General features: G+C 42.1%; 12 protein-coding genes and 1 tRNA gene. 3 read left to right on the top strand and 10 right to left on the bottom strand.

Annotation, left to right across the window (positions count from 1 at the left end):
- Positions 1-59: 59 nt before the first annotated feature.
- The 4 genes from LKX84_RS12155 to LKX84_RS12170 are packed head-to-tail and all read right to left on the bottom strand — an operon-like array spanning position 60 to position 3,692.
- On the bottom strand, positions 60-401 hold the full coding sequence (locus tag LKX84_RS12155; protein ID WP_228237436.1) for a DUF2853 family protein: 342 nt from the start codon (positions 399-401) through the stop codon (positions 60-62).
- Positions 402-437: 36 nt separating this feature from the next.
- A complete protein-coding gene (gene menD, locus LKX84_RS12160; protein ID WP_228237437.1) occupies positions 438-2,174 on the bottom strand; it encodes a 2-succinyl-5-enolpyruvyl-6-hydroxy-3-cyclohexene-1-carboxylic-acid synthase in 1,737 nt (578 codons plus the stop codon).
- Between the two features lie 53 nt (positions 2,175-2,227).
- On the bottom strand, positions 2,228-3,289 hold the full coding sequence (locus LKX84_RS12165; protein WP_228237438.1) for a chorismate-binding protein: 1,062 nt from the start codon (positions 3,287-3,289) through the stop codon (positions 2,228-2,230).
- Positions 3,270-3,692: a PaaI family thioesterase gene (locus LKX84_RS12170; protein ID WP_228237439.1), complete on the bottom strand. Its 423-nt coding sequence runs from the start codon at positions 3,690-3,692 to the stop codon at positions 3,270-3,272. The genes LKX84_RS12165 and LKX84_RS12170 overlap by 20 nt, the downstream gene beginning before the upstream one ends.
- Before the next feature lie 60 nt (positions 3,693-3,752).
- Between LKX84_RS12170 and LKX84_RS12175 the strand changes: the two genes are divergently transcribed.
- Positions 3,753-4,415, top strand: coding sequence for an alpha/beta hydrolase (locus LKX84_RS12175; RefSeq protein ID WP_228237440.1), 663 nt, complete (start codon positions 3,753-3,755; stop codon positions 4,413-4,415).
- 2 nt (positions 4,416-4,417) lie between these two features.
- Here LKX84_RS12175 and LKX84_RS12180 read toward each other — a convergent pair whose 3' ends face one another.
- Complete coding sequence (locus tag LKX84_RS12180) at positions 4,418-5,353, bottom strand: hypothetical protein (protein WP_228237441.1); 936 nt, start codon at positions 5,351-5,353, stop codon at positions 4,418-4,420.
- Between the two features lie 84 nt (positions 5,354-5,437).
- Positions 5,438-6,694 carry an NAD(P)/FAD-dependent oxidoreductase gene (locus LKX84_RS12185; protein ID WP_228237442.1) on the bottom strand — a complete coding sequence of 419 codons (1,257 nt, stop codon included), beginning with the start codon at positions 6,692-6,694 and terminating at the stop codon, positions 5,438-5,440.
- A gap of 140 nt (positions 6,695-6,834) precedes the next feature.
- Between LKX84_RS12185 and LKX84_RS12190 the strand changes: the two genes are divergently transcribed.
- Entirely contained in the window at positions 6,835-8,391 is a 1,557-nt protein-coding gene (locus tag LKX84_RS12190) for a M28 family peptidase (RefSeq protein ID WP_228237443.1), read from the top strand.
- Between the two features lie 102 nt (positions 8,392-8,493).
- Here the strand turns inward: LKX84_RS12190 and LKX84_RS12195 are convergent.
- Positions 8,494-8,569 (bottom strand) — tRNA-His (locus LKX84_RS12195).
- 285 nt (positions 8,570-8,854) lie between these two features.
- Here LKX84_RS12195 and LKX84_RS12200 point away from each other — a divergent pair.
- Entirely contained in the window at positions 8,855-10,924 is a 2,070-nt protein-coding gene (locus tag LKX84_RS12200) for an ATP-binding protein (protein WP_228237444.1), read from the top strand.
- Here LKX84_RS12200 and bshB1 read toward each other — a convergent pair whose 3' ends face one another.
- From bshB1 to LKX84_RS12215, 3 genes are read right to left on the bottom strand one after another with little or no spacing between them, the layout of a single operon-like run.
- On the bottom strand, positions 10,925-11,647 hold the full coding sequence (gene bshB1 / locus LKX84_RS12205) for a bacillithiol biosynthesis deacetylase BshB1 (protein WP_228237445.1): 723 nt from the start codon (positions 11,645-11,647) through the stop codon (positions 10,925-10,927). It abuts the gene before it with no gap.
- Between the two features lie 7 nt (positions 11,648-11,654).
- On the bottom strand, positions 11,655-12,821 hold the full coding sequence (locus LKX84_RS12210) for a trans-sulfuration enzyme family protein (protein ID WP_228237446.1): 1,167 nt from the start codon (positions 12,819-12,821) through the stop codon (positions 11,655-11,657).
- A 35-nt stretch (positions 12,822-12,856) separates the two neighbouring features.
- A complete protein-coding gene (locus LKX84_RS12215; RefSeq protein ID WP_228237447.1) occupies positions 12,857-14,266 on the bottom strand; it encodes an MATE family efflux transporter in 1,410 nt (469 codons plus the stop codon).
- Positions 14,267-14,295 lie beyond the last annotated feature (29 nt).

Below are 14,295 nucleotides of genomic sequence, written 5' to 3' on the forward strand. Positions count from 1 at the left end.
AAAAGTAGAACAAAAAAAGCTGCCCAAATTGGACAGCTCTTTAAAACGGCGTTGTAATCTTAATTATAAACCGATTCTTTTCCAAAGTGCTTGGTCAACATATAATAGATGACCGCCCTATGTTTGTTTTTTTCGGATTGCCCATACTTGGCAATGACCTTGTTGATGCCTTCCATCAAAGCCGGACTATCTGCTAGTCCCAACTTCTTGATTAAGAAATTGTTCTTTACAGTCCCCAATTCTTTTTCATCCGATCCGGATACTTTGGAAGCATCCAAATTGTAGATGGCCGGACCAAGGCCAATGGCCACTTTGGTCAATAGGTCCATATTGGGTGTTTCTCCGAATTTGGATTTGATGTCCTCTGCGTACTTTACGATCAACTCGTCTCTTTTGCTCATGATTGATTAGTGTTTTATGGATTCATAGCGTAGCCTCTAAGATATAAAATCGAAGTAGCCAAGCAAAATTTTATTGTTCAGTTCCCTTGGTGTGCTTATCTCTAAAATCTTCGGTTTTGCTGATGGACTATAAAAACTGTCCATGTTTTGCAGGACTTCCGTTTCGTTTTCTGCCCTATCATATCCAAATTCGTACATCTGTGCCAAATGCTCAGCCGTTAGTGCGTGATGCGTTTCAAAATAGGTGGTAAATTCTTCGGTTTCCTCTTTACCAGGAAGGATCCTAAAAATTCCCCCTCCCCCATTGTTGATGAGGATGATCCTGAAATCGGGCCTAATGTACTGGTTCCATAACGCATTGCTATCATAGAAAAAACTAAGGTCGCCCGTAACTAAAAGGGTCGGTTCAGGATAATGTACCGATGCCCCAACGGCGGTGGACGAGCTTCCATCAATACCGCTTGTGCCTCGGTTGCAAAATACCTTTAGGGATTTGTGCATGGGGAACAATTGGGCATATCTAACCGTTGAACTATTTGCCAAATGCACCTGATACCCTTTGGGTATGTACTTCATCAACCTATCAAACACGAGAAAATCGGAAAAAGGAATTTGTTCCAGATACGCTTCCCTCTTAGCTTCGTATTTAGATTTAATTGTTTCCCAATAGGACTTGTATTCACCGGTTTTGGTTGGCGAAATTTCCAAATGATTGAAAAAAGTGTTCGGGTTTAGTTTGATGTGCTCCGTAAGACAATAAAAGGTGTTGTATGCTTTTTTGGAATCAATATGCCAATGATGCTCGGGCTTGTATTTTCGCAGAAACGCCTTGATTTTTTTGGAAACGATCAAACCTCCGAAAGTGACCAATAGTTCTGGTTGCAACTTTTTGAAGAGTTCGTCACTATCTTTTGATTTTTCAATTGGGGCGATGATGCTGTCGATGCTCGGGAAAAAATCCGGATGGTGCAGGTTGGAAGTCGTTTCCGTAAATACCAAGGTATTACCGTCACTGGCCAACTTCTCCATTATGCTCTCATCCAAAGTGCCTGGACGATCTACGCCTACCAAAATCATTTTCCGTGTACACTCTTTCCAAATTTTGGAAAGTTCCTCCAAATTTTGGTCGATTATCATTTCCGAAGGTTCAAATGGTATTTCATTGATTACCACCGATGGCGTTTCCACCTTCCCATACAAAGGTTCTTCAAAAGGAATGTTGATATGTACTGGGGATTTCTGCTGAAAAGTAGCTTCCAGTGCTTTCCCTATTTCCGACTCATTGAATTGCTGCACCGTTTCTTGACTTTCTTCCAAAAGCCATGGCCCATAGTTGGAGATTTTGTCCGTAGCGTGGTTTACATCTTGTTTTAAATTGGCTTCGTACCCAATATGTCTTTCCAAAACATGTTCTTGCCGAATGGTCTGCCCGTCCCCAATATCGATTCGGTAACTGGGACGATCCGCGGAAACCACAATCAAGGGAATATCACTATAAAAAGCTTCTGCAACAGCGGGATAATAATTTAAAAGGGCACTGCCGGATGTACATACCACTGCCACAGGTTCTTGCAACTGTTGGGCCATTCCCAAGGCAAAAAATGCCGCACAACGCTCATCCACAACACTATAACAACGGAAAAATGGATTCTTCGTAAAACTGATGGTCAACGGAGCATTCCGAGATCCTGGGGAAATCACAATATGTTTAACACCCTTGGATTTAAAATACAAAACCAAGGTCTGGGCAGAGGGAATATCAGAGTACATCATCAACTACAAAAATACATCTGAAAAATGTATTGCCATATGTTATGCGCAACTTATTATAGAATGCGAAGCATGGTTTTGCTTTTGTTCTGGGTCTCTACCCATTCTTGCTCCGCAACCGAACTGGCCGTAATACCGCCGCCCACATAAATGGAAGCCGAGTCGGCATTAATTTCCATACATCGCAAGTTCACAAAAAGGGAGGTCTCACCATCTGTATGCATGTTCAATTCCCCTAAAAATCCGGTATAAAAAGTACGCTTGTATTGTTCATTTTGAAGGATGAATTCCTTGGCAGCCTTTGTAGGTATGCCACATACGGCCGGAGTGGGATGCAAGGATTCAATGATATTCAATAAGCTGGTATCCGGGCGAGGAATACCGTTTACCTCGGATCGTAGATGCCACAGATTACCTGCCTTAACCGATTCCGCTTGTCCAATTTCCAGATTTTCCATCAAGGTGCCCAGAGAATTCCGGATATGATCCGAAACCATTTGCTGCTCTTCAATTTCTTTTGCACCCCATCTCGGGTTTATATTTTCTTCAAAAGGAAGGGTTGCGGCCAATGACATGGTGGTCAACTTTCCATCCTTGATTTTGACCAAGGTTTCAGGAGTAGCACCACACCATGTGCCCACTTTGGGGTGATGAAAGAAATAGCAAAAGGCATTGGGGTAATTGCCGAGTAAATCTTTAAAAATGGGAATCGGTGATTTTGATATTTTCTCCTCCAGTTTTCGGGAAAGGACTACTTTCTTTAATCGACCTGATCGGATTTCCTCTATCCCTTTTTCAACCAAATGGATGTGTTCCATTTTGCCCAATTCTGATACGTCAAAATCTTTGGTATTCCCTCTTCCTTCTTCTTCAACATTGAATTGATAACATTTATCGGGCCGAATCAAGATGACACCTTCCTCCATTGAAAAAGGAGCAAAAACAAAACCGGTTTCTGAAAAATCCGTTATTATATTCAGGTCAGCATTGGATTGAAAAATAGCGATTACGGATACTTCATTGGGTTTTCTATAAATGACAAACGGTAATCCATGCTCCAAACAAGAACCGATTCGATCAAAAATATATTGGGAATCTTTATTTTCTGGGTAATGCAATGGTGGTCAATTTACAGTTGGAAATGAGTTCCCCCGCCTCATTGGTAATCTTTATCTCCCAAAGTTGGGTGGTTCTGCCTTTGTGCAATATGGAAGCCCTGGCGTATACATATCCTTCTTTAATGGATTTGACATGGTTGGCGGCAATTTCGATTCCACGGACAAAAAATTCCTTTCCATCCAAAAAAATATAGGAAGCCGCACTGCCCACACTTTCGGCCAAGGCCACAGAGGCACCTCCATGCAAAACGCCATCAGGTTGGTGTACCCTTGGTGTTACAGGCATTCTAGCCAAGAGAAAGTTTTCACCCACATCAATGTAGGTAATGTCCAGCGTTTCCATTAAGGTTCCCTTGCAAATTTGGTTGCATACGGCTAGAATTTTCTCTTTATGTTCGTTCATTCTCCTATTTTTTGTAAAATTACATAAAGCTTTGGCAATAACTAATCAACCCCCATGATTATGCCCAATATTGAAAAGTCGGTAACCTATACCACTGAAAACACGTATGTAACGCTCAATGAAATTACTTCCAAAACCAAGAATATTTGGCTATCGTTCCACGGCATTGGGTATTTGAGCCGCTATTTTGTCAAGTATTTTGAAAGTTTGGATCCCGATGAAAATTACATCATAGTTCCACAGGCACCATCCAAATACTACTTAAAAAATGAATATAAATATGTGGGTGCCAGTTGGCTTACCAAGGAAAACACGGTTTCGGAAATTGAGAACGTCATCAATTACATTGATGCGGTATTGGATTCCGAAAATCTCCCCAACAACCTGAATCTTAATCTATTCGGATTTTCACAAGGGGTCTCGGTTTTAACTCGTTGGTTGGTCCGAAAAAAACTCCCTTGCAGCATGATAGTGCTTTACGCAGGTGGAATTCCAAACGAATTGACCTCAGAAGATTTTGCCTTCTTGGATTTTGATCGAACCAAAATCAAAATCATTTATGGGGACCAAGATGAATTTTTAACCCCTGACAGACTTGAAATAGAACATCAAAAAATAGAGACTTTGTTTCGTGGCCATGCCTACATCATCACCTTTAAAGGGGGGCATGAGGTGAAACCAAAGATTATCCGGAAATTGATGAACGAACCCACCGAATTGTGAGCTTAACGCTTCTTGTCGGTCTTTTCCTTCTGGGTTTCTTCTTCAGGATAATATTTGATAACCCTTGTAGTATAGGTGTTATCCGGGGTGATGATTTTTTTGGTCCAGTTTTTTGGGGAATGCCCATCAAATTGAAAGATATATTCATCCACCGCTTCGGTGTTCAAGGTTTTGGTGACTACTTTTTGTAATACCCCTTCTTTATAGCTGTAGAACAATTTCTTCTGAGACACAAATTCTTTATCCCCAGCATTATATAAAAAATCTTCTTGGGTCAAAAGTTTCCCTTCTGGACTGTATACTTCTTCCACAGCGGTATTGGGTTCGCCGTCCAAATATTCCTTGGTCAAAATTACTTTTTGGATGCCTTTTGTTCCCTTTCGCTCGGAAGTCCTGATCGATTTTTCCAAAACTCCATTGGTGAAAGTACTCACGGTCAATTCGTTCTTGAAAGGCGTATACTCCAAAGTCGTTTCGTCCACACCATCAATATTGGAGGAAATGATACGGACCAGTTTACCGTCCTCATTGTATTGGTATTCCTCTTTTTCCAAAAATTGCTTGTCATAGGATACAATTTTTTCCACCACCTTCCGTGTTGGAACCGTATCCACAGTATAAAAATTGGCCATGGAGGTGGATTCGTCAAGCACATTGTTCTTGTAACTTTCCATGCGCTTTTCCAACAATTCCCCATTACGGTATTTGTAATCGGTAATGTCTTGATCGGATTCATTGTACTGGGTAATGGTCTTAGTCAGGATGCCTTCCTCATTGAACTCAAAATATTCACGGCCATAATCCGTAATCACCAAACACGATTTCACCTTACCCTTAAGATCAAAGTCCTCTACCTTAAATATTTGAACCTCTTGGGCACAAACGCCAAAAACCTGAACAATGGAGAAAAACAAAAAGGTGGTGTAATTTCTTTTCATACCGTAAAATTACTTTTTAATAACGCAACTAAAAAATTTTAAGCACACACCATGCCCAATTTAACCCAAAGTAAATATTGACGGTTAAAACTTGCGTTCTGGATAAAAAGGAGTAATATCCATTGATAATTTTTCACCAGAAACCAATTCTGTGACCAGTTTACCCGTAGCTGGGCCAAGGCTCCAACCCATCATCGCATGGCCTGTGGCCACAACCAGGTTGTCAAAACCATTAGGTCTACCAATATAGGGTAAGCCATCAGGACTAACAGGGCGAAGTCCACATTGGGCATTTTTCTTATCCTCTTCGGGGATATGCAATCCCTTATAAAAATGTTCTACCCCATGTGCAATGGCCTCTACCCGCTCCTTTCTGATAAAATGATTGTTTCCTGAAAATTCCATGGTGCCCGCAAAACGGGTAAAACCTTCCATAGGGGTCACCGCAATTTTTCTCTCCATCAAAATGGCCGGCATGGTAATTCCAGTAGGCGCCTCCATGTTGATGCGGTATCCTTTCCCTCCTTGAAGGGGAAGTACAAGTTTCATTTTCTTAGCAATTTCACCGGTCCAAGCGCCAGCGGCAAAGATGACTTCATCCGGTTTATAGGTAGCCTTATTCGTAATGACTTCCGAAATTTTATTCCCCGATGCCTTAACATCCACCACTTCTTCATTTTTATGGATGGAAACACCACTTTTAATAAGATACTCCATCATTTTTTTCATGATGAGGGGTGGCGTGGTGTGCCGGTCACATTCCCAAAGAATGGCACCTTTGGCATTAAAATCCACATTGGGTTCCAGGGCTTTTAGTTCTTCCATGGACAATTCCCTGCCTTGTAATCCCAATTCGGCAGCCTTTACCAACACTTCCATTTCATGATCTCGGGATTCTTCCGTTTGGTACACCATCAACAGTCCCTTATCCCCAATAGAAAAATTGCCTAAATCTCCAGATGCCTGAATATCCTCGTACAATTCCCTACTGAGCAAATTGATATCCCGAATAATGGGCATCGCCTTTGCCACTTTTTCCTTAGTGGAGGATTTTTTAAAGTACCACGCCCATTTGAAGAATTCCGGATCTAACCTAGGTTTCATGTAAAACGGACTGGAAGAATTGAACATATACTTCAATCCTTTGGTAATCATTCCAGGTGCAGCCAAAGAAATTATATGGCTTGGGGTTAAATAGCCTGCATTTACAAAGGATGCTCCCGAAGAAATATCAGATTTGTCCAAAACGGTCACTTGATGCCCCGCTTTTTGCAAATAATAAGCTGTGGAAAGTCCGACGATGCCGCCCCCTACCACAACGATGTTCTTGGTATTGCCCATTTGCCTGGTTGTTATGGTTATTGTTGATTTGAAACTGGGTGCCAATTTACACAAAGGGCCTGAAATAGTTATAAGAAGGAGATGCCTTTTCCATAACTATCTTTTCCCTATTTTTGGGAAATTTTGAAAACAATCCATACATGAAAAAAGTATCCCTACTAGCCCTAGGTCTTGTAATGGCATGTAACCCAACGCTAAAAACCGTTTCGGAAGCGCCAAAGACCACAGTAGCGGCAGATCCTGTACCCTATGCAGAATCCATTACCCAAGCAGACCTTAAAGAATACCTATATACCTATGCCTCCGATGAATTTGAAGGTAGGGAAACCGGAAAGCCTGGTCAGAAAAAAGCCGTTGAATACCTAAAGGCGTTCTATACCTCCCATGGCATTGCAGCTGCACAAAGCAATGGCGACTATTTTCAGGAAGTTCCTTTGGAAGTATCCAAAGTTCCTGAAGGAAGTGTAACCATTAATGGCACCTCTTTCCCATTGGGAGATGATATCGTTACTTTTTCCTCAGCGGAAGGTTCCTATTCAGAAGTTGCTTTTGTTGGATACGGTGTGGAAGAAGGTGATTATTCCGACTACAACGGATTGGATGTGGACGGAAAATTGGTGCTCATCAAATCCGGGGAGCCCATGAATGCAGATGGCACTTATGTGATTTCCGGTTCTTCCGAGAAATCCGCTTGGGGCAATATGTCCGAAGGAATGGGTAAAAAATCCGAATTGGCCATTGAAAAAGGCGCTAAAGGCATTTTGTACTTGGATGATCAGAATTTTGCCAGATACAAGGGGTATTTCAATTATATGAAAAACAACGAAGGCGGCAGAATGGAGTTGGCTGCCAAGCATAGTGACAATATGTTGTTCGTTTTGGATGAAAAAGCCGCCAAAGCCATCAAAAGTGATATTACAGAAGCAACCAAAACCAGTTCTGTACCCGTGAAACTTGAACTTAATGTTACCAGCGGTAACGAAAAATTAAGCTCGGAGAACGTAGCTGCCATCATCAAGGGTACAGAAAAGCCGGATGAATATGTGATCATTTCATCCCACTTGGATCATATTGGCATCACTGGAAATGGGGAAATCAACAATGGTGCGGACGATGACGGTTCGGGTACCGTTTCCGTTTTGGAAATTGCCCAAGCGTTCAAAAAAGCGGCCGATGCAGGTCATGGACCTAAACGTTCCATTATATTCTTGCACGTTACCGGGGAGGAAAAAGGATTATTGGGTTCCATGTATTATACCGATGTGGATCCTATTGTTCCCCTATCAGAAACCGTTGTGGACCTCAATATTGATATGATCGGAAGGATCGACCCCAATTATAAGGGAGCAAGAAATTACCTGTATTTAATTGGATCCGATAAGTTGAGCACCGAACTGCACAATCTTTCTGAGGATATCAATAAAAAATACACCAACATTGAGTTTGATTACACCTATAATGACGAAAACGACCCTAACAGGTTTTACTATAGAAGTGATCACTACAACTTTGCCAAGAACAACATTCCGATCATCTTTTATTTTAACGGTACCCATGCGGATTATCATCGTCCGAGTGACACACCAGATAAAATCAATTATGATTTGATGGAAAACCGTGCCCGTTTGATTTTTTACACGGCTTGGGAAATTGCCAACCTGGACCATCGCTTGGTGGTGGACAAGGCCTCTAAATAAATCTTAGCGATTACAAAATAGTAAGCCCTTATTTTATAAGGGCTTTTTTGTTTTAGTGAAATAAGAAACCCAAGCCGTACAGCTTGGGTTTTGTTTACTTAAGGGTGGAAGACCGGGTTCGAACCGGCGACCTCTGGAACCACAATCCAGCGCTCTAACCAACTGAGCTACAACCACCATTTAAAGCGGACGCAAAAATACTTTTTTGGATTGATTCAACCAAAATATTTTTACAATTCCGATGATTAAAAATTTCTACCTACTTACAATTGGTTATACTTTAGAATTTTACCGTCAAAAGTACTACCCTTCCCTTTTTGGTATAAATCACCGATGAAATGCACGTTTTTTTAGACCAAACACACTATTTTTGACATTTCACAACAATTTATTCCCTTGATAGCAACCTAAAGTTATTTTTACATCAAATTAATTTTGCCTGTTGTTGTCGGAAAAAAACTTCATGTCTCAATCCAAAAACCTACTCCTTTTATTGGTCGTGTGCATTTGTTTGATGCTTACAACATCATCTTTGTCCGCACAATCCAGCAAAAGGGATAGTCTAGCTTTCCGATTGCAACGTTTGGAGATAACCGATCGGTTCAATCCCAAGGACACTACCCACATCAATCTATTGATCCGACTGGCAAAATCCTACCGTTATTTGGACAGTGACAGTCTCTATTCCATTGCGGGCCGAGTGCTCGAATACAGTAATGCCATTGATTACGATTATGGCAAAGTAAAAGGATTGGATGCCCTCGCCGGTTATTATTACAACAAGGGGGATCGAAAAAAATCCATGCCTTTGTTTCAAGAAGCACTTCAATTGGCCAAGGAAACAGAAGATATAGAATCTGAGATCACCATCATCAATACCCTGGCTCAAAACTATAGCTTTGAAGGCAATTATGCAGAGGCCCTCAGTCTGAACCTTAAAGGAATTGACCTTGCCCGCAAGATCAATATGCAACAAATGCTTTCCGTTCTAAATGAGAACATTGCCAGCTTGTATGCCGATCAAAAGGACTTTAAGAATGCTTTGATGTTTTACGATACGGTACAAAAAATAAACCGTCGTTTGGGCAATGAGGTCATCGATGCGGAGACACAAAGTAACATGGCCGCCCTGTATAAAGATGCCAAGGACTTTAAAAATGCCATGTTCAACATCAACCGAAGCATCAATACCTTTGAAAAACATAAAATCATTGATTGGTTGGCCTATGCCTATGAGGTTAAGGGGGATATTTATCTGGAGCAACAAAAATACCAATGGGCCCTTTATTGGTATGACCAGAGCAACATGCTCTTCAAAAATCAGATAGAGGATGACCGGATCAAGATCCAGTTGATGAACGGTATGGCCAAGGTATATCTCGGTATCGGAAAAGATAGCTTATCCATGGCATATGCAATGGAAGGATTAGGGCTATCCACCAAAATAAAATCATTGCAAGGACAGATAGACTGTTCCGAAACCTTGTATAAATTGAACAAAAAAAGCGGGAACGATGCCAATGCATTGGCTTATCTAGAAGAATTCAAAAAACTTTCCGACTCCCTCTCCCGTGATAAAAACAAGCAAAGCCTTTCCTTGTTGGAGACGAAGTTGCATTATGAGCAGGAAAAACAGGAATTGATAGAGTCCAATCAAATAGCCCTTGCCAAACAGCGTAACTATATTTATTTCTCTGTTATCATTCTGTTGATTCTCAGCATCATCACTTTTGTAATCAGGCGAAGTGAAGGCATCCAGAAAAAACTGAACAAGGAGCTTAAGGAAAAATCCTTGGCCGTTGCCGAACGGGAAACCGAACTGCACGAAATCAACAAGACCAAAACCAAGCTGTTCTCCATTATCGGTCATGACCTTAGAGGACCTATCGGTGCCTTGCAAGGACTTTTAAAACTTTTTACTGACGGTGAAATCAGTAAGGACGAGTTTTTGTCCTTTATTCCTAAATTGAAGTCGGATGTGGACAATATTTCGTTCACGCTGAACAACTTATTATCGTGGGGTCAAAACCAGATGAACGGAGTGGTTACCAAACCAAGACGTATTTCTTTGGACAAAATCGTATCCAACAATTTTCAATTGCTATCCGAATTGGCCAATAGCAAATCCATCAAACTCATCAATCAGTTGCCTGAAAATCCTCTGATCTGGGCCGATCAAAACCAAATTGACATTGTGGTGAGAAACCTGTTGAGTAATGCCATTAAATTTACGCCTGAAAATGGCTTGATCACTGTTGAGGCCGAAGAGAAAAAAGATATGTGGCAAATTTCTGTACGTGATACCGGTGTTGGGATGAGTGAGGAAATCCAAAAGAAAATCTTTACGAACTCTTCCAATGTGACCACTTATGGAACCAATAATGAAAAAGGTACCGGACTTGGGCTATCCTTATGTAAGGAAATGGTCTTGAAAAACAATGGTGAAATTTGGGTGGAGAGTATCACACGCAAAGGAACCACTTTCTTCTTCACCGTTCCCAAAGCTGAAAAACGGTACCAAAAGGCGAGTTGATCAAATAAGATCACTTAAGCTATCTACTGCTGGGAATCGTTCCACGGTAAAGCCTTCGGCATATTCCACTCCTACCAACCTTCCTAAATCCCTGGCACGGTAAATAACACTGTCGATGAAATTCTTACTGCTGATCGGAGTTTCGGGCTCATCACTGTTTGGGTCATAAAACTGTGAACCGTAAGCCTTTATCGCATCCACCTTTGTGTCTATAAATCCAGATACATCAACAACAAAATCTGGTTCCAGGTTTTTCCATTGGATATAGTGATAGACCACTTTGGGTCTCCATACTTCCTGCCATTCATCATCGCCATCCATTTTAGTATCGATTTTGACCAAACCGCTCAAAAAACAAGCGTCACTTACCAACTTACTTCCTTTTCCATGGTCAATGTGCCTATCATCCACCGCATTGCACAACACAATTTCAGGTCGATAAAGCCTGATCATTTTGATAAGTTCCAACTGATGTTCCTTGTCGTTCACAAAAAAACCATCGGCAAACTCCATGTTCTCCCTTACCGAAATACCCAAGATTTTGGCTGCAGCTGAGGCTTCGGAGTCCCTAATTTCAGCTGATCCCCGGGTTCCCAGTTCCCCACGGGTCAAATCCACGATTCCTACTTTCTTTCCTTTGGAAACTTCCTTGGCAATGGTTGCCCCGGCTCCAAGCTCTGCGTCATCAGGGTGTGCCCCGAATACTAAAATATCTAATTTCATAAGCTACTTATGCGGTGACCGTTAATGCCTTTACCTTGGCAATGGCCTGTTCAATATCCGCGATGATGTCTTCTGTTTCTTCTATTCCCAACGAAAAACGGATCAGTGAATCCTTGATGCCTTGTTTGGCCCTATCCTCTGGACTCATCAATGCGTGGGAAGTTAATACAGGCGAGGTCATGGTACTTTCTACCCCTGCCAAACTCATGACCGGTTTTACCAACCTTAAATGTTTGTAGAAAAGCGTATGGTCCACATTGGGCAGTTCAAAGGACAACATACCACCAAAACCTTTCATTTGTGACTTGGCCAGTTCATGTTCGGGATGGGTTTCCAAACCTGGATAATAAACTGCATCCACATCTTCATTCTGGCTCAGGTACTCGGCCATTTTCATGGCATTTTCGTTTTGGGCCCTCACCCGTAAGGCCATGGTCTTCATACTACGTTCCAAAAGCCAAACCGTATAATCGCTCAAACTTCCACCAAAACAAATTCCCGTTTGGAACACTTTTTCCATATTTTCCTTGGATGCGGTTACCACTCCGGCACAGATATCTGAATGTCCACCCATATACTTGGTAGCACTGTGCAATACCACATCCACCCCAAGATCTATTGGAGTTTGGTTAATGGGACTTGCGAACGTATTATCAATCATGGTAACGATGCCCTTGCTCTTTGCCAACTCACAGACACCTTTAATATCGGTGATGGTCAGCAACGGATTGGAAGGCGTTTCCATATAGATCAACTTGGTATTGGGCTTGATCTCGTTTTCAAAATCCGTGGGATCCCAACCATCGGTAAAGGAATAGGTGATGCCAAACTTTGGAAACTGGGTCACCGCAAAATGATAGGTTCCCCCATAAATGGTCTGCTGTAACACCACATGGTCTCCTGCTTGTAAAAAACTCATGAGAGCCGTACTGATGGCTGCCATACCGCTACCAAAAATCAAAGCGGCCTCGGCATGTTCCAAGGCCGCCAATTTTTTACAGAGTGCCTCTTGGTTCGGGGTATTGTAATATCGCGGGTACCGTTTTATATCCACTTCACCGAATTGGTAGGAAGTACTCATATACAATGGGGAAGTTGCCCCTTTGTAGACTGTATCCTCCAACTCCCCAACGTGGGTACAAATAGTATTGATGCCTTTCTTGTTTGAATTCATGATGGTCGATCTTTAGGTTAAAGATACGAAACCCATCATACTTGTACTTGCTTCCAGTTTCCTTTTTTGAACCAAACAATAGCTAAGATGGCAAGGACCACTTCAGCCAAAGTAATGGCCAAAAAAACACCCATGGCACCCCACTCCAAAACCAATGCGGCTATATAGGCCAGCGGTAGTTGGAACATCCAGAAGGAGATCAAATTGATCTTGGTAGGTGTCTTGGTGTCTCCTGCACCATTAAAGGCTTGGCTCACCACCATCCCGTAAGCATAAAAGATGTATCCAGCAGCAATCACCTGCAAACAAAGTGACCCATTTTTCACCACATCTGGTGTGGTATTGAACCATGAGATGATCTGTTTGGCAAAAATGAGATAGACCAAAGAGACAGTTCCCATGAAAATGGCATTGTATTTACCTGTTTTCCAGACGGATATTTCTGCCCTATCGGGTTGCTTTGCTCCCAAATTCTGTCCTACCAAAGTAGCTGCTGCATTGCTCATGCCCCAAGATGGCATCAAGGTGAACATCATCACTCGTATGGCGATGGTATAGCCTGCCAAAATTTCGCTACCGAACTCGGACATGATCCGCATCAAAAAAATCCAGCTGGAGGTACCGATCAAAAATTGGGCGATACCACCGAGTGAAACCTTGATCAAATTTACCATGACCTTGAAATTCAGGACCAAGTCCGACAATGCCAGTTTGATCTTACCCCAACCGAAAAACAATATCCCCAACTGGAAAAGAACAGCCGAACCTCGACCAATATTGGTAGCAATGGCAGCTCCCATTACCCCGTATTCCGGGATTGGACCAAATCCGAAAATGAACATGGGATCCAAAATGATGTTGAGTCCGTTGGACAAAACCAAGGCCCACATGGCAATGGAGGCGTTTCCCGCCCCACGGAAAATGGCATTGATCAAGAAAAGGAGAACCACTGTAATATTGCCCCCGATCATGAATTTGGTATAGCCAAAACCTTCTTCTATGAGATCAGGCTCCCCTCCCATCAAGGCCAAAATTTCCTTGGCGAAAAGAATTCCAACGATACCTATGATCACTGAAATCAGCACTCCAAGACTAATGGCTTGAACTGCCGCGACCTTGGCTCCTTGTACGTCCTTCTCACCAATTCTACGGGCAACCACAGCTGTTGCTGCCATACTCAACCCAATGGCCAAGGCATACACCAAGGTGATTACTGATTCGGTTAGACCAATTGTGGCTACGGCATTAACGCTGACCTTGGACACGTAAGCAATGTCCACCAAAGCAAAAATGGATTCCATGAGCATTTCCAAGATCATGGGAATGGAGAGCATGAAAATGGCCTTTCGGATGCTTCCTGTGGTGAATTCAGTTTCTTTTCCGGATACGGCAATCCAGAAATATTGAATCAATTTTTTGAATGAAAGTGTATTGTGATCTGTCATTTTAAAAGAATTATGCGTGAGAAATGTGT

The organism is Allomuricauda sp. M10 (assembly GCF_020782875.1).
Classification (GTDB): domain Bacteria; phylum Bacteroidota; class Bacteroidia; order Flavobacteriales; family Flavobacteriaceae; genus Flagellimonas.

Coding starts and splice junctions, on each gene's coding strand:
- LKX84_RS12215 (WP_228237447.1), bottom strand. CDS start 14,266: ATGACAGATCACAATACACTTTCATTCAAAAAATTGATTCAATATTTC.
- LKX84_RS12155 (WP_228237436.1), bottom strand. CDS start 401: ATGAGCAAAAGAGACGAGTTGATCGTAAAGTACGCAGAGGACATCAAA.
- LKX84_RS12175 (WP_228237440.1), top strand. CDS start 3,753: ATGCCCAATATTGAAAAGTCGGTAACCTATACCACTGAAAACACGTAT.
- menD (WP_228237437.1), bottom strand. CDS start 2,174: ATGATGTACTCTGATATTCCCTCTGCCCAGACCTTGGTTTTGTATTTT.
- LKX84_RS12190 (WP_228237443.1), top strand. CDS start 6,835: ATGAAAAAAGTATCCCTACTAGCCCTAGGTCTTGTAATGGCATGTAAC.
- bshB1 (WP_228237445.1), bottom strand. CDS start 11,647: ATGAAATTAGATATTTTAGTATTCGGGGCACACCCTGATGACGCAGAG.
- LKX84_RS12185 (WP_228237442.1), bottom strand. CDS start 6,694: ATGGGCAATACCAAGAACATCGTTGTGGTAGGGGGCGGCATCGTCGGA.
- LKX84_RS12170 (WP_228237439.1), bottom strand. CDS start 3,692: ATGAACGAACATAAAGAGAAAATTCTAGCCGTATGCAACCAAATTTGC.
- LKX84_RS12180 (WP_228237441.1), bottom strand. CDS start 5,353: ATGAAAAGAAATTACACCACCTTTTTGTTTTTCTCCATTGTTCAGGTT.
- LKX84_RS12200 (WP_228237444.1), top strand. CDS start 8,855: ATGTCTCAATCCAAAAACCTACTCCTTTTATTGGTCGTGTGCATTTGT.
- LKX84_RS12210 (WP_228237446.1), bottom strand. CDS start 12,821: ATGAATTCAAACAAGAAAGGCATCAATACTATTTGTACCCACGTTGGG.